We start from the raw sequence: 16060 nt of genomic DNA on the forward strand, positions 1-16060 counted from the left end.
TGTTTGCTAAAGCCGAGTTAAAACGCTTCCTGAGCGGTGCGCCAAACGCACATGCCGACGAAGTAAACGGATGCAATGCTCCACCCCCATAGTGCCCAGGCTGCGTGCTCGGGACTGGAAAGTATCAGTGACGTTGCACATGCACACCATACCAGCGTGACGGCGATGTTGAGTGGCATGAACTGACGTACACGAAACGGGTGAAGGAATTTCATCTTAGACACGGTGAGAAAAGCTAGAAAAACGATAGCGGCAAAGGTGACAAAAGGCGGGAGGTTGAGGATATAGAAATAGGCGGCAGCGATGTTCCAAGCGGCAGGAAAGCCAACGAAATAATTATCCTGGCTTTTCATATCGACATTGCAGAAACAGAACATCGATGACAGCAGAATAATAAATACTGACAGAAGTTCGAAATTGGGCGGCAACTCAATAAAGAAGTAGATAAACAGAGCGGGAATAAACGCCCAGGTTAGATAATCGATGACCATATCAAGCGTCGAGCCATCAAAGTGGGGCAGGATAGTTTTTACTTCATACTTGCGCGCCAGGGTGCCATCGAAACCATCGACCATCATCGCAGCACCTAGCCAAAGGAGGCAGGCAACTGGGTTGTTGTCGATCAGTGAGAGCAGCGCCATCGTGCCGAGCAGTACGCCACTGGCCGTAAAGACGTGCACGCTCCATGCCTTGTATATCGAAGCGCGGGATTCTGTGTGCGAAGAGAGCGATTGAACCACGTTGACCCCATTGGGAACGTGTTGTCCCCGTGCTGTTCGGTGTATTGATAAGTGTGTAAAAATCATACCCTACTACAAGAAGACACCCAGCGAATACGCAGGCGAGTCATCTGGCGCGCTCGTTTGCTAGTGATCCAAGAAGTATAGTGCCTTGCGCCTTTGTTGTTACACGGGCCTCTGAAATTGCTGCCGCGCTTGTTCCACCTGCTCACGAGAGATGCATGTTAGCGAGTGATCATTGAGTAGCCCCATGGCCTGCATAAACGCAAACGCGGTGGTAGGGCCAACGAATTTCCAGCCGCGCTTTTTCAACTCTTTAGCAAGTGCGATGGATTCAGGTGAGGTGGTTTGGGATTGTGGTAGTGCTAATTCGGTAGGTTCATAGCGCCAGAAGAACGCAGCTAGCGAACCTTCCTGCGCGACCATTTCCAGTGCCCGCTGAGCATTATTAATCACCGCTTCGATTTTTCCGCGATGGCGAATAATGCCTGCGTCCTGGAGCAAGCGCTGAACATCCTCTTCGCCAAAGCGGGCAACGTGATGGAAGTCGAAATAATGGAAGGCAGCGCGAAAGTTCTCGCGCTTGTTGAGAATGGTGCGCCAGCTCAAGCCTGACTGAAAACTTTCCAGGCAGAGCTTTCAAATAGCCGCTGGTCGTCCGCCACTGGAAATCCCCACTCGTTGTCATGATAGGGCAGAAACTCTGGCGCACCGCCGCACCACTGGCAGCGGGGATGTCCATCGGGGGCGATAAAGTCGGTCATTGAGCGCTCCTTAGCGTGTATTCCTTAGCATAAGCTTAACCATGTGCGGCTAAGCCAAGTACCTGCTTTTATAAGTTCGCTCTCCGTTGAACCTGCATAGCCGAGAACTAAACCAGGGCGCTTATTCTCACCAAGGTAATAGCGGGAAAGCGGAGAAAGCGTAATACCTGCTTCATTAGCACGTCTTACGAGTATCTCTTCTTTTTCAAAATTATCGAGCTCAGCCAGTAAGTGCATGCCTGCATGGCCATCAGAAAGCCGGAGCCCTTTGGCCACCGCGGGCGCTAACGCAGTACGCAGGCAGGCTTGGCGTTGGCGATAAGCAGCCCGCATACGAGCGATGTGACGAGTAAAGTGGCCGTTGGCAATAAGTTCAGCAAGCGCTGATTGTATGGGGTAGTTACCTTCGCGGTGCAGTCGCGCCTGGGCGCGCTTAAAGTCTTCGGCAAGCGTATTGGGTAATACCAGATAGCCTAAGCGCAAGCCGGGGTAAAGCACTTTACTAAAGGTGCCCACATAAATCACCGACGCCTGTTCGGCGAGTCCTTGTAGAGAGGGAGTAGGCGGCGTGTCGTACCGAAATTCACTGTCGTAATCATCTTCTATGATCCAACTGCCAGTACGAGAAGCATACTCTAGCAATGCTAGTCGGCGCGGTATTGGCATGGTAACGCCACTGGGATATTGGTGAGAAGGTGTCACATAGATTAGCCGGGGTGCGGGGGTGCCCGCAGGCGCTAGTGAAGGGTTTAGTCCTTCTTTATCTACGGGTATGAGCGTTGTCGTTAAGCCTGAGGCGAGGAAGCATGCCTGCGCACCGCGGTAACCAGGTTCTTCCATCCAAACCGAATCACCGTTATCGGTGAGTAGCTGGGTAGTTAGCTCAAATGCCTGCTGTGCTCCTTGGGTAATCACAATCTGTTCTGGCTGGCAGCGCACCGCTCGAGAGAGCCTTAGATAGTCACAGAGAGCAGCTTTAAGCTCAGGCAGCCCGCCGCTGGCTTGATAATCCATCCATGATGTCTCTGCGTGATAATAGTGGCGACGCAAAAGGCGTTGCCATAGTTCGCGGGGAAACAGGTCGAGTGCCGGGACGCCAGGTGCAAACGCTCGATGGCCGTGGCTTAACGCTCCACTTAGCATTAATAGTATGTTGCCTCGGTTTGAATAGCGAGCAGGCACAGGAGGGGGACGTTCGGTTCTGTTTAATCGTGTGGGTAGTTTTGCTACATAGAGCCCCGCTCCCTGGCGAGCGATCAGTAATCCTTCCGCCAGCAGCCGATCCATAGCGGCCAGCACCGTATTGCGACTAATACCTAAAGCGCGGGATAAATAGCGGGAAGAGGGAAGCGCATCACCGGCCGTCAGTTCGCCATGTTGAATCCATTCTTTAAGCGAGCGGTAGAGCTGTTGAACCAGCGTGGCTGCTTCATTCGCTGTTAGCCTTATCGCTAGTGCCTCCGTAATCCAATCGCTAGCAGCGTTACGTCGTTTCACTGGTTCCCTCAATTTAGCGATAAGTGGCTCTTTGTTATAGACCACTATAGCGGCAAGCTGAGTTTGTTCACCATCTTAATGGAGTAGTTGCAATGATTAATATTCGTTCAGCGGTACTGGCTGACTTAGAGGCACTTAGTGGATTACTCGACGGCTATCGGCAGTTCTATAATCAGCCAAGTGATATCGGTGCGGCGCGTGATTTCTTGCGTCAGCGCTTTGGGCAGGCGGACTCTCGTATATTAGTTAGTGAAAATAGTGACGGTAACCTCACTGGTTTCGTGCAACTTTATCCTGGAGTTTCCACGGTGGGCTTGAATGCCCGTTGGACGCTAAATGATCTTTTTGTGTTGCCGGAGTGTCGTGATAAGGGGACGGGGAGGGCGTTGATGGAAGCCGTCACCCAGCTGGCTCGTGAGCATGGTGTCGCGCGCTTGATACTCATGACTCAGGTAGAGAACGAGCGTGCCCAACAGCTATATGAATCATTAGGCTGGCAGCGCAACACAGCGTTTTATGGGTATTTGCTGGATATCAAATAACGGAAATGATGACTAATGAGCAGTCATCTTCTGAAGTAAGTGCCTGCACAAAATTAAGCGGGCACTGATCATAGGCAACCACTGATTTAATGGGGCTTGAATCCTCGCAAACTTATGCATAAGCACTTATTAGCACTCATATATCGACGAAGCGTGCCGAGCCCGGCGTTTAGCCGGACTCAAACGACAGAGACCTAATTGCAATATAGGTTTAATTGCAGCTGCAACATAGGCTTAAGCGTTGCTTAGTTTGCGCGCTCGGTGCAGGTTTTCCATTGTATTCAGACACGCTTGGGCGGCCTCTTTCCCTTTAGTAACAAAGTGCTGGGTGTAGAAGTCGTGGTGAGTGCTGTGCTCATGGAAATGGTGTGGTGTTAAGACGACCGAGATAATCGGTACTTGCGTATCTAACTGCACGCGCATTAAGCCATCAATGACCGCATGGGCAACAAAGTCGTGGCGATAAATGCCGCCGTCTACCACAAAGCCTGCCCCGACAATGGCGCCATAGCGGCCACTTTCGGCGAGTACCTTTGCCTGGAGGGGGATTTCGTAAGCACCCGACACCGTGAAGATGTCCACTTGCTCGGCGTTAAGACCGCAACGTTCTACTTCAGTGATAAACGCTTCATAAGCTTTCTCAACGATATCCTGATGCCAGTGGCCTTGAATAAAGGCAATGCGCTGAGCCGTGGTGTGGGTTGAAAGCGTTAGCGGGAATGTCTGATTCATGGTCATTCTCTTGGATAAGTTGTACCAGAATCAGGGCATGCGGAACCGGTCGTCAGGCAACCGCAAAAGGTGGCTGAAGCCACTTTTTAAGTTGCGTGTCTAAGGTGCCGTTCTCTTTCATCCGGACTATCACCGTCGGCTTCGGCTTTTCACCGAATCTGCTGACCTCAAGAAATAAAAAAATCACCTTGAGCGCTCGCGGGCTTAGATGACAAAAATTTATTCAGTCATCATCACCGCCGGTGGGGACTTTCACCCCGCCCTGAGAACTTTGCTGACTATCAGCCCGGCTATATTACGCTTTTTCTAAATACCAAGCCACGGGGGCGTGGTGATCTTAGCGGGGGCGCGCTGCATGATGATCTCGCCGTGGCGAACAGAAAGTAGCACCTCGCCCTGGGTGCGCAGCACGCTGTAGTCATCTTCACCTTCTAGCAGGTTGAAACTAGCGGGTTTGCCGACCTCTATGCCGTAACGCGCTTCAATATTGAGTGTGCGAGCGCTGTTGTCAGTGATAAGCGACAGCGCCTGGCTGAAATCCTGATAGCCCATCATCTGGCAGATATGCAGGCCAAAATCGAGCGTTCGTAGTAGCTTGCCATTACCTAAGGAATACCAGGGGTCGAAGATGGAGTCCTCGGCAAAGCAGACATTAATGCCCGCTGCGTTTAACTCCTTCACTCGGGTAACGCCGCGCCGTTTTGGGTAAGTATCAAAGCGCCCCTGCAGGTGAATGCTTTCAGTGGGGCAGGAGACAAAGTTGATGCCCGATCGCTTGAGCAGCAGAAACAACTTGGAGCAGTAAGCGTTATCGTAGGAGTGCATTGCCGTAGTGTGGCTAGCGGTCACGCGGTTACCTAAGTCGTTAAACAACGCTTCGCAGGCCAGCACTTCAAGAAAGCGCGAGTTAGGGTCATCGATTTCATCACAGTGCACATCCACCAAGCGGTCATACTTGATCGCTAGCTCTATCACTCGCTTCATGGAAGCGACACCTAGCTCTCGGGTGTATTCAAAGTGGGGAATGCCGCCGACAACGTCCGCACCGATCTCCAGTGCCTCTTCCATCAGGCGGTCGCCGCCGGGGTAGGAGAGAAGACCATCCTGCGGAAAAGCGACCACTTGTATATCGATTTTATCTTTCAGTTCATCGCGCAAGGCACATAGGGTTTTAATGCCAATCAGGCTTGGGTCGCTGGTATCAGCGTGTGTGCGCACAAACTGGACGCCGTTGCCTATCAACAGATTCAGGGTTTTAAGCGCGCGCTCGCGAATATCCGCTTCGGTGAGCATGGGCTTACGCTCACCCCAGCGCTCGATGCCTTCAAACAGCGTGCCGCTTTGGTTCCAACTTGGCTCGCCTGCCGTTAACGCGGCATCCAAGTGTATATGCGGCTCAATGAACGGCGCGCAAAGCAGCTTGCCGCCCGCATCAATGTGCCCTTCTCCCACCGTTTGCGGTGCGTCTTGAGCGGTGATCGCTGTGAACATGCCGTTCTCAACCTCAAGCCGGTAAAGCTCAGGGCGCTGGCGTAGGCGGGCGTTAATGATCTGCATGTGCATAGGTAAGCTCTCTCTCATCAAGTGAATGGAAATTTTCTAGTGATGGAAGCAACCTGCATGCCAAGCTTATCTTCTCAAAGCGTTTAGAGTGCGCTCTCCACTAATAATCCCCGCATTAACGTTTCGATCATGCTCTCGTACTCGTCTGCTAATGAAAATTGCTGCGGGTCTTGTAGCCAGTCAAAGCAAATGCCGATTAAAAAGCTATGAAACTGAAGACGAGCACTCGCAGGGCTAAGGCCCTGGCGTAATTGGCCGCTTAACTTAACCTGCTCGAATAGCTGTTCTACTCGCGCTTTTGAATGCTCTGACAGCTGAGTAATCATGCTGATACGCGGGTGGTCATCTTCTAACTTTTCGCAGCGATGTAGCACGATGGTCGCGGCGCGTTGCAGGGGTAAGTTATAGCAGATAGCGCTGAGCGCGCTGTGGGCGATCCCTTGCAAACACTGGGTGGGCGAGTGGCCTAAACGGAGCACTGCATCATCGACAATTTCATCAAGCGGCACGCGAACACGTTCTAGTAGGGCATCGAATACCGCGGCTTTATCCTCAAAATGCCAGTAAATCGCACCGCGGGTCACGCCAGCCGCTGCGGCAATATGAGCCAAGGTGGTGCGCGACACGCCCTGAGTGAGAAACTGAGTTTCTGCAGCATCAAGAATGGCCTCGCGGGTGCGTTCAGCCTCAGCTTTGCGGCGTGACATAGCAGCTCCTAACAAAAAAGTGCCCATATATTGGCATTACTGAATGGCAAAGTCGCCAGTAGGCTATTAGTATACACGTTCACTGACATTCATGAATGTCAGTGAAATTCTGATAACTGCGTATTAATAACACCGCCGAGGAGTCTGCTGTGCGTAACACTGTGATTCGATTGCTTCCAGCACTGCTGGCCATGCTGCTGGTAGCAGGTGATGCCTATGCTGAAAGCCAGAATGAACATCCTCCCCGGCCGGTGAAGTTAATCGCACTTGAAGCGTCTGGCTCCGCACTGAAGCGCCAGTTCCCGGCGCGAGTTGAAGCCACCACGCGCAGCAACCTGTCGTTTCGCATGGCGGGTGAGCTTTTAGAACTTAATGTGAGCCCAGGCCAGCGGGTAACGGAAGGCACATTAATCGCTCGTATTGATGATCGTAATGTGCGCAGTGAATTGGATAGTGCCCGTTCGCGGTTAGAGCTGGCGCGGGCAACTCACGAGCGCATGCGCTACACCTTGGAGCGCGGTGCGATCAGCCAGGCGCGGTTTGATGAGTCGGAGGCCGAGTTGCGTGCCGCTCGGGCGACCTTTGAACAGGCCGAAGAGCAGCTGGGAAATACTCAGCTGCGCGCCCCTTACGATGGCGTGATTGCCCAGGTGCCGGTAGACAACCGTCAGATTGTTCAGGTGCAGGAGACCGTGGCGGTGATTCAGCAGCCAGGGCAGCTTGATGTGGTCTTTCATTTACCGCAGCAAATCGTTCAGCAGATACCGCGCAATGATGAGGTGACACCATTTGAAACGGCGATGGCCTTTGAAGTCCGGTTTGGCAATAGCGAAAAACCTTACCTTGCCCAACTAGCTTCTTATACCACTCAGGCCAGCGCCCAAAGCCTTGCCTATGAGGTAACACTTCGGTTGCCGCAGCCCGACGATATCACGCTGCTCGATGGTATGAGTGCCACCGTGCGGCTTGATCTAGGCCAACTGTTACCAGCGTCCGAACGTCTTGTCTGGCGTTTGCCGCCCGATGCGATTGGCTACCTCGGTGAGAACTCAGAGCAGGCGGTAGTGTGGCGTTTTCAGGCACCTGACCGTCTAGAGGCGGTACCGGTCGAGGTGGGGCGTTTAACCTCTAAGGGGTTGGAAGTGAGTGGCGAACTAGCCGCGAATGATCGTGTGGTGGCAGCGGGAGCCCATCGTGTCAGCGCCGATATGCGTGTAACTCCGTGGGAAAAGGAACAGGGGCTATAAGATGGTTGATTACTTCTTACGCCACCGGGCCGCGAGCTATTTAATGACCGTGGTACTGCTTATTGGTGGATCGCTCGCTTTCACCAGCATGGGGCAGCTGGAGTTTCCTGAATTCACCATTCGTAATGCACTGGTCACCACCCAGTATCCTGGTGCTACGCCAGAAGAGGTAGAGCAGGAAGTCACTTCGACGCTAGAAGAAGCCATTCAAGAAATGCCTTCGATTAAACGCATCAGCTCAGTAAGTTCTGATGGGTTTTCTCAAATCACCGTCGAGCTGCAAAGCACGGTGCAAAACGATGAGCTTCAGCAGCTATGGGATTCACTACGCCGTAAAGTGGGCGATGCTCAGGCCGCTTTGCCGCCAGGCGCTAGTCAGTCACGGGTTAACGATGATTTTGGCGATGTGTTCGGTCTGATGATTAACCTGACTGGTGACGGCTACGCCATGCCGGACTTAAAAGGCCATGCCGAGTTTCTTAAGCGTGAGCTTGCTTTGGTCGATGGTGTTGAAAAGGTGTCGCTGGCGGGCGTAAGACAAGAGCGCATTTTCATTGAGGTCGACCGTGAGCGGCTGCGCGCGCTGAACATCCCGTTAAGTTCACTCCAGCAACTGCTTGACACTCAAAATGCGGTGGTGGACTCGGGGCACTTGAAACAGGGAGGCCAGCGTTTCCGAGTAACGCCTTCGGGTAGTTCTGCCAACATTGATGACTTACGCGCGTTAATCGTTAGTGAAGGTAACGGCGAGTTGGTGAGGCTGAGTGATATCGCGGAGGTTTCCCGTGGCTTAACCGAGCAACCACAGCAGCTTTACCGCGATATGGGGCGGCCAGCTATTTCCCTGGGCATCTCATTTGAAAGCGGCGTTAACGTGGTCGAAGTAGGAGAGCGCCTTGAGCAGCGGCTAGACGAACTAGAAGCACGCACACCGTTGGGGATGGAACTCAACGTGGTCTATGACCAGCCGAGTGTGGTGGACGATGCTGTATCTGGTTTCCTAATCAGCCTGATTCAGGCGGTTGCCATTGTGATAGTGGTGCTAATGCTGTTTATGGGCTGGCGCAGCGGCCTGCTGATGGGCTTTATTCTGCTGATTACCATTATTGGCACCTTTATGCTGATGCGCATCCACGGCTTGCAGTTGGAAAAGATCTCGCTGGGGGCACTGATAATAGCGTTGGGCATGTTGGTCGATAACGCCATTGTGGTCACTGAAGGCATGCTGGTTGGCCTAAAGCGTGGCCAAAGTATTCGTGAGTCGGCGCATCAGGTGGTTAAACAAAATGCCTGGCCGCTGCTGGCAGCAACGTTGATTGCGGTTGCCGCCTTTGCTCCAATTGGGTTGTCGCCGGATACCACCGGTGAATTTATCGGCTCGCTGTTCTATGTGTTGCTGTATTCATTGCTGCTAAGTTGGCTGACAGCGCTGACGCTCACGCCTTTCTATTTCAAACTGCTGTTTCGCAATGTAGCCCCCAGCAGCGGAGACGAAGATCCGTATAACGGCGTGGTGTACCGCGTATTTAGCCGCGTGATTGTGGCGGGTATCCGGCTGCGTTGGCTAACACTTGGTCTGGTGATAGCCATTCTGGCAGGCGCAGTTGTTGGCTTTGGCTCGGTCAAAAATGCCTTTTTTCCGGCCTCCAATACGCCCATCTTCTTTGTCGATTACCGCACGCCAGAAGGCACCGATATTCTGGAAACCCAGCGGCGGGTGGCTGAGTTGGAAGAGGTGGTCATGGACATGGAAGGCGTCCGCCACCTCACCACCGTTGTAGGCGGCGGTGCCCAGCGCTTTACCCTGACCTATGCGCCGGAAGACCGCTACGCCAGCTATGCACAGCTAATTATTGAAACTGATGACAAAGCCGCGCAGCAAGCGCACATGGCGGATGTCGAAGCGGTACTACAGCGAGATCACAGCGATATCGACTATAAAATTGCCCCGCTGGAAGTCGGCCCTGCTCCGAAAGCTAAGATCGAAGCAAGGCTATACGGCAGCGATCCCGCCGTATTACGCCAACTAGGTGATCAGGTCGCGGCGCTGTTTAGTGATACGTCCAATATGGTCAGTGTACGTACCAACTGGCGTAACCGTGTTCAGGCCGTAGTGCCTATTTTTGCCGAAGACACGGCACGACGCCTGGGCGTCACACGTGAAAATCTGGCGGCCACACTGGCGCTGAGTACCAGTGGTAGCCAGGTGGGCATCTACCGTGACGGCAGCGACCTGATCCCGATCGTTGCCAGAGCGATACCTGAGCAGCGCAACGATATCGACAACATAGGGTCGCTAAACGTATGGAGCGCCGAACAGGGGCGTTACATCACCGCGGATCAAGTGATGCGCGATGTGACGACCCAGGTAGCAGATCCACTAATCATGCGCCGCGACCGAGAGCGCATGCTGGCGGTGTATGGTGAACCAGACCCGCTCAGTGGTGTGACGGCGGCTAGCGTATTGGCCCAGGTTCGGCCCCAGGTAGAGGCGCTGGAATTGCCGCCCGGTTATCGGCTTGAGTGGGGCGGTGAATTTGAGACCGCCGGTGAAGCCCAGAGCGGCTTATTTGCGTCGCTGCCACTTGGGTTGGTGATGATGTTCATTATCACGGTGGTGTTGTTTAATAACTTCCGTCAGCCGTTGGCGATCTGGTTTTTGGTGCCGCTGACCATTGTCGGGGTAGTCGCTGCGCTACTGTTAACGGGGATGCCCTTCTCGTTTATGGCGCTGCTGGGCACGCTGAGTTTGATTGGGATGGTGATTAAAAATGCCATTGTTCTGGTGGAAGAAATCAATGTTCAACTGCCACTACACAAAGATCGCTATCACGCCGTTGTGCGCGCTGCCATTAGCCGTGTTCGGCCCGTTTCCATGGCTGCGCTGACCACCATGCTGGGGCTTATCCCGCTGATTAGTGATGCATTCTTCGCCAGCATGGCGGTCGCGCTGATTGGTGGGCTCGGTGTCGCCACGCTGCTCACCCTAATCGTACTGCCGGTGATCTATTGCGTGCTTTACCAGATCAAGATTCATAAGGACTAAGAGAGCATTTGTCGTCCTCCAACGAAGACATAATGTACGACCGCCCTCACTAAAGAGGGCGGTGCCATTACTAACATTGAAGCGTGGTGAATGTTTCAAGAAGCGACGCGGAAGGGGTTGCGTGGGTCGTTGTCCCAGGCTAGGAACGGTTTCCCCGTTTCTTGGGGCACCATGGTGATGCAGTTTTCCACTGGACAGGTAATTTGGCATAAGTTGCAGCCAACGCACTCGTCTTCAATTACCTCGTAACGGCGTGCGCCGTCTTGCTCGGTGAGCTTGGCAATCGATTGGTGGGAGGTGTCCTCGCAAGCGATATAACAGCGGCCGCACTCAATGCACAGGTCCTGATCAATCTTCGCAATGGTTTTGAAGTTGATGTCCAGGTGCTTCCAGTCAGTGGTTTGTGGCACGGCTTTGCGAGAGAACGATTCAATGGAGTCGTAGCCTTTTTCTGCCATCCAGCGTGAAAGACCATCCTTCATCTCTTCCACAATGCGAAAGCCGTTGAGCATTGCAGCGGTACATACCTGCACGCTACCTGCGCCCAGAGCAACGAACTCTGCAGCGTCCCGCCAGTTGGAAATTCCCCCGATGCCAGACAGTGGTAGTTCGGCCGTGGCTGGGTCGCGGGCGATTTCCGCCACCATATTCAGTGCGATAGGTTTTACGGCGCTGCCGCAGTAGCCGCCGTGGGTGCTTTGATGGCCTACCGTGGGTTTTGCGACCATATTGTCCAGGTCGATGCTAGTGATGGAGTTGATGGTGTTAATCAGCGATACCGCATCGGCGCCACCCCGTAGTGCCGCTTGGGCACCTACCCGAATGTCGGTGATATTGGGTGTGAGTTTTACAATCACCGGTTTGGAATAGTGCTTCTTACACCAGTAAGCGACTTTTTCGATGAGGTCGGGGTTTTGGCCGACTGCCGCCCCCATGCCGCGTTCCGGCATGCCATGGGGACAGCCCAGGTTTAGCTCAATGCCATCTGCGCCAGTTGCTTCCACCAGTGGCAAAATATGTGCCCAGGCTTCTTCGTTACAGGGCACCATAATGGAGACAATCAGTGCACGGTCGGGCCAATCTTTTTTCACCTGGGTGATTTCTTGAAGGTTGATCTCCAGCGAGCGGTCGGTAATGAGTTCGATATTGTTGAATCCAATCACCTCGCGGTTTTTACCATAGTGAGCGGAGTAACGTGAAGAGACATTCACCGCAGGTGGCTCTTCGCCAAGGGTTTTCCAGACGACGCCGCCCCAACCCGCTTCATAGGCCCGCACCACGTTATAGGCTTTATCGGTGGGTGGTGCGGAGGCTAGCCAGAAAGGATTTGGAGCTTTGATGCCAGCAAAGTTCACCGACAGGTCAACGCCGTTCACCACGCTGTCACCGCTGTTTTTCTTGCCCGGTGGTGTGAAAGGAAGTGTATTCATGCGGCCTCCTGCTTAGCGGCAAGCGCTTGGTGAATGGCATGGGCAGCCAGTTTGCCGTGTTGAACGGCTTGAACGGTGAGATCTTGTCCAGGTTTCACGCAGTCGCCACCCGCGTAAACATTGGGCATTGAGGTGCGGAAGAACGCATCAACTTGGATACGTTCGCCGTCCCGGGCAAGCTCTCTGGCGGTTTCATCCGTCAGGCTAGCGCTATCAAAGCCTTGGCCAATCGCCTTGAAGATGGCATCGGCAGCAAGGTCGAATGTTTCTCCTGTGGGGGTTAACTGGCCAGCTTGGTCGTGGGTCTTGGCAAAACGCATACCGGCCACGCGCCCTTGGTCATCCAATAAAATTTCGTCTGGCTGGGCCCACGTCACCATGCGCACGCCGTTAGCTTTGGCAATTTCTTGCTCATGATCGGTAGCGGACATCGCCTCTGTGCCACGGCGGTAGACTAGCGTTACCTCTGTCGCGCCTAGGCGAGCCATTTGAGTCGCCATATCAATGGCGGTATTACCTGCACCGATCACAATGCAGCGCTTGGCGACAGGTAAGCTGCCAAGGTCTTTGGTTTGGCGCAGGGTTTTAATGTAGTCAACGGCTGGCATTAAGCCGGGAGCATTATCCCCAGTGAGCCCTAAGGCACGGCTGGCACCAAGACCTAAGCCAAGGAAAACGCTATCAAACTGCTGATGCAGCGTGGCAAGTTCTAAGTTATCGCCCAGACGCTGGCCGTGCTGGATATCAATGCCGCCGATTTCGAGTAAAAACTCCACTTCTTTACGTGCGAAATCATCGGTCATCTTATAGCGGGCGATACCGTACTCATTCAGTCCGCCTGGTTTTTGTTCGGCCTCGAAAATGGTCACCTGATGGCCCAGCATTGCCAAGCGGTGAGCACAAGAAAGGCCAGCGGGGCCCGCGCCTACCACGGCGATATGTCGGCCGCTGTTAGCCGCCCGCTTAAACGGGTGGCTTTCGAACTGCATATGGTCAGTAGCGTGGCGCTGCAACAGGCCAATTAATACGGGCTGGCACTCTGCATCATGGTTGCGTACACAGCTACGCTCGCAGAGGATTTCAGTTGGGCACACTCGGGCGCAACTGCCGCCAAGAATGTTGGCTTCCAGAATGGTTTCTGCTGCGCCATTAATGTTGTTTTCGCTGATTTGGCGAATAAAGCTTGGAATATCAATATCCGATGGGCACGCCTCAACGCAGGGGGCGTCGAAACAGTACAAGCAGCGCTGGCTTTCGATCATTGCTTGGCGGTGGGTTAACGGCGGATGAAGGTCGCTAAAATTGTTTGCCAGCGAGGGTGGGTCGTAGGTGCCGACCTCTTGTGCGCTGGGCAGGTGGTCAAGTGAGTGGTTCACGGTCATCTCTCCTATTGGCTTTTTTCTTTTCTTGAGGAGTTGTTCAGCGCTTTACGGCTACCGGGGCATTTAATTCAGCACGCTTAGCCAGTAGCTCGAAAACACCTGGGTAAGCGGGGCGTTTTAAGTAGCGCCCAGCACCACGCTCGGCGTGCAGTTCACCGTCTCGCCATACCCATTTACCTTGGCTAATCGTGTGACGGGCAATGCCGCGCACCGTTTTGCCCTCAAAGATGTTGAAGTCGACATTTTGATGGTGAGTTTTGGCGGAGATCGTACGTGTGCCATTGGGATCCCAAACCACAATATCGGCATCGGCGCCCACTTGGATGGCACCTTTACGAGGATAAAGATTGAAAATTTTGGCGGTATTGGTGGAGGTCACGGCGACAAACTCCTGAGGCGAGAGTTTGCCGCTGTTAACGCCTTCATCCCATAGCACTGCAAGGCGATCTTCTACCCCGGCAGTGCCGTTAGGAATCTTGGTAAAGTCATCTTTGCCTGCGGCTTTTTGATCTTCACAGAAGCAGCAGTGGTCAGTGGCAGTGGTTTGCAAATTGCCAGATTGCAGGCCATGCCACAGCGCTTCTTGATGCCCTTTGGGGCGGAACGGTGGGCTCATTACGTGGGCGGCGGCGGTTGCCCAGTCGGGATGTTGGTAAACGCTGTCATCAATGAGTAAGTGTCCTGCCAGGCACTCGCCGAATACTGGGTGGCCTTGCTGGCGGGCATAGGCAATTTCATCGACGGCGTCTTTGGTGGATACATGTACCAGATAGACCGGCGCCCCTAGCGTGCTGGCAATTCGAATCGCTCGGCTGGCGGCTTCACCTTCTACCTGTGGCGGGCGGGAAAGTGGGTGAGCTTCCGGCCCGGTAATGCCCTGGGCCAGTAATTTCTGCTGCATGTGGTAAACCAGTTCGCCGTTTTCGGCGTGTACCGTAGGCACTGCGCCCAGTTCAAGGCAGCGTGAAAAGCTTTCCACCAATATGTCATCAGTGGCCATAATCGCGCCCTTGTAGGCCATAAAGTGCTTGAAGCTATTCACCCCATGTTCGCGCACCAGGGTACCCATTTCCTCTTTGACGCTTTCATCCCACCAGGTGATTGCCACGTGGAAAGCGAAATCAGTGGCGGCTTTTTCCGCCCACCCTTGCCACGTCTCAAAGGCTTCTAAAAGTGATTGGCCTGGGCTTGGAATGACAAAGTCGATAATCGTCGTGGTACCACCCGCCATAGCGGCGGCGGTGCCGGTGTAAAAATCTTCGCTAGCCACCGCGCCCATAAACGGCATTTGCATATGGGTATGAGGATCAATACCGCCGGGCATTACTAACTGGTTGCTGGCATCAACGATTTCGCAGTTGTCGGGGAGGTCCAAGTTGGTGCCGATGGCGTGTATTTTTCCGTCGATGCACAGTACGTCAGCGCGGTAAGTGTCGGCATGGGTAACGACGGTGCCGCCTTTGATCAATAAACTCATTATGAAATCCTCGTGTGATTCATCAACAGGGCTACTCACCATCAGTGAGGCGGGTGTAGGCATCTGGGCGACGATCACGGAAGAACTGCCAGTTATTGCGTACCTCGCGCACCATATCTAAATCAATTTCATGCACCAGTAGCTCGTCTTCAGTTTCGCTGGCCTGGGCTTCGATTTTGCCGCGTGGGTTAACGATGTAGCTGGAGCCGTAGAAGTCACCGATATTCCAGGGCGCTTCAGTGCCCACGCGGTTGATAGCGGCAATGAAGCAACCGTTAGCCGCGGCGGAAGCAGGTTGCTCAAGCTCCCATAAGTATTGGGAGAGTCCTGCCACGGTAGCGGAGGGGTTGAAGATCACCTCAGCACCATTGAGCGCCAGCGCACGCCAACCTTCAGGGAAATGGCGGTCATAGCAGATATACACACCAATTTTGCCGTAGGCAGTGTCGAAGACCGGCCAGTTTGATTTTCCTGGTTTGAAGAAGAACTTCTCCCAAAAACCAGCAACTTGAGGAATATGAGTTTTATGATATTTGCCGAGGTAGCTGCCATCGGCATCAAACACGGCGGCGGTGTTGTAGTAAACGCCGGTCTCTGTTTCTTCGTAGACGGGCACGATGATTACCATGTGGTGTTCGGCAGCCAGTTTTTGCATCATCTGACACGTCGGGCCTTCTGGAACACGCTCTGCGGCGGCATACCATTTTCCATCTTGGCTTGGACAGAAGTACGGCTGGTTAAATACTTCTTGAAAACACAGTACTTGCACACCCTGTTCGGCGGCCTGCTGAATCATTGGCAGGTGTGCTTCATTCATCGCGTCGCGGATCGCCGCAGGGTCTAAGTCGGTACTGGTTTTGAGGCCCATTTGAATTAAGCCGATTTTCATTTTCTGCATGGAACATGCCCTCTCAAGTCATACGTGCCAACCGC

General features: G+C 53.6%; 12 protein-coding genes, 1 pseudogene and 1 riboswitch. Of the genes and pseudogenes, 3 read left to right on the forward strand and 10 right to left on the reverse strand.

The annotated features are described in order from the left end of the window. Positions 1-17: 17 nt before the first annotated feature. From pcsA to pdxR, 3 genes and pseudogenes are all read right to left on the reverse strand, one after another. Positions 18-698 carry a phosphatidylcholine synthase gene (pcsA, locus tag L1X57_RS07865; RefSeq protein WP_409559425.1) on the reverse strand — a complete coding sequence of 227 codons (681 nt, stop codon included), beginning with the start codon at positions 696-698 and terminating at the stop codon, positions 18-20. Between the two features lie 207 nt (positions 699-905). Next, positions 906-1504, reverse strand: a pseudogene (locus L1X57_RS07870) (DNA-3-methyladenine glycosylase I). A gap of 24 nt (positions 1505-1528) precedes the next feature. After that, positions 1529-3001, reverse strand: a complete 1473-nt coding sequence (gene pdxR, locus L1X57_RS07875; RefSeq protein WP_009722892.1) for a MocR-like pyridoxine biosynthesis transcription factor PdxR — start codon at positions 2999-3001, stop codon at positions 1529-1531. 92 nt (positions 3002-3093) lie between these two features. Between pdxR and L1X57_RS07880 the strand changes: the two genes are divergently transcribed. Continuing rightward, entirely contained in the window at positions 3094-3543 is a 450-nt protein-coding gene (locus L1X57_RS07880) for a GNAT family N-acetyltransferase (protein ID WP_009722891.1), read from the forward strand. A gap of 234 nt (positions 3544-3777) precedes the next feature. Here L1X57_RS07880 and L1X57_RS07885 read toward each other — a convergent pair whose 3' ends face one another. The 3 genes from L1X57_RS07885 to L1X57_RS07895 form a co-directional block, all read right to left on the reverse strand. Next, positions 3778-4275: a 6,7-dimethyl-8-ribityllumazine synthase gene (locus L1X57_RS07885; RefSeq protein WP_009722890.1), complete on the reverse strand. Its 498-nt coding sequence runs from the start codon at positions 4273-4275 to the stop codon at positions 3778-3780. Between the two features lie 105 nt (positions 4276-4380). Continuing rightward, a riboswitch (FMN riboswitch) is annotated at positions 4381-4549 on the reverse strand. A 32-nt stretch (positions 4550-4581) separates the two neighbouring features. Next, the gene (gene codA / locus L1X57_RS07890; protein WP_009722889.1) at positions 4582-5838 is read right to left on the reverse strand and encodes a cytosine deaminase; all 1257 of its coding nucleotides are present in this window, start codon (positions 5836-5838) and stop codon (positions 4582-4584) included. Between the two features lie 83 nt (positions 5839-5921). Then, positions 5922-6545 carry a TetR family transcriptional regulator gene (locus L1X57_RS07895; RefSeq protein ID WP_009722888.1) on the reverse strand — a complete coding sequence of 208 codons (624 nt, stop codon included), beginning with the start codon at positions 6543-6545 and terminating at the stop codon, positions 5922-5924. 149 nt (positions 6546-6694) lie between these two features. On the opposite strand from L1X57_RS07895, the gene L1X57_RS07900 reads away from it, so the two are divergent. Further along, the gene (locus L1X57_RS07900) at positions 6695-7792 is read left to right on the forward strand and encodes an efflux RND transporter periplasmic adaptor subunit (RefSeq protein WP_009722887.1); all 1098 of its coding nucleotides are present in this window, start codon (positions 6695-6697) and stop codon (positions 7790-7792) included. A 1-nt stretch (position 7793) separates the two neighbouring features. Continuing rightward, positions 7794-10838 carry an efflux RND transporter permease subunit gene (locus tag L1X57_RS07905; RefSeq protein ID WP_009722886.1) on the forward strand — a complete coding sequence of 1015 codons (3045 nt, stop codon included), beginning with the start codon at positions 7794-7796 and terminating at the stop codon, positions 10836-10838. Positions 10839-10933: 95 nt separating this feature from the next. Here the strand turns inward: L1X57_RS07905 and preA are convergent, their stop codons facing one another. From preA to L1X57_RS07925, 4 genes are read right to left on the reverse strand one after another with little or no spacing between them, the layout of a single operon-like run. Next, a complete protein-coding gene (gene preA, locus L1X57_RS07910; protein WP_009722885.1) occupies positions 10934-12268 on the reverse strand; it encodes an NAD-dependent dihydropyrimidine dehydrogenase subunit PreA in 1335 nt (444 codons plus the stop codon). Further along, positions 12265-13650, reverse strand: a complete 1386-nt coding sequence (locus L1X57_RS07915) for an NAD(P)-dependent oxidoreductase (RefSeq protein WP_009722884.1) — start codon at positions 13648-13650, stop codon at positions 12265-12267. The genes preA and L1X57_RS07915 overlap by 4 nt, the downstream gene beginning before the upstream one ends. A 37-nt stretch (positions 13651-13687) precedes the next feature. After that, positions 13688-15127, reverse strand: coding sequence for a dihydropyrimidinase (gene hydA, locus L1X57_RS07920; protein ID WP_009722883.1), 1440 nt, complete (start codon positions 15125-15127; stop codon positions 13688-13690). Between the two features lie 31 nt (positions 15128-15158). Continuing rightward, positions 15159-16025, reverse strand: coding sequence for a nitrilase-related carbon-nitrogen hydrolase (locus L1X57_RS07925; RefSeq protein WP_009722882.1), 867 nt, complete (start codon positions 16023-16025; stop codon positions 15159-15161). Positions 16026-16060 lie beyond the last annotated feature (35 nt).

This window comes from Halomonas sp. TD01, from assembly GCF_923868895.1.
Classification (GTDB): domain Bacteria; phylum Pseudomonadota; class Gammaproteobacteria; order Pseudomonadales; family Halomonadaceae; genus Vreelandella.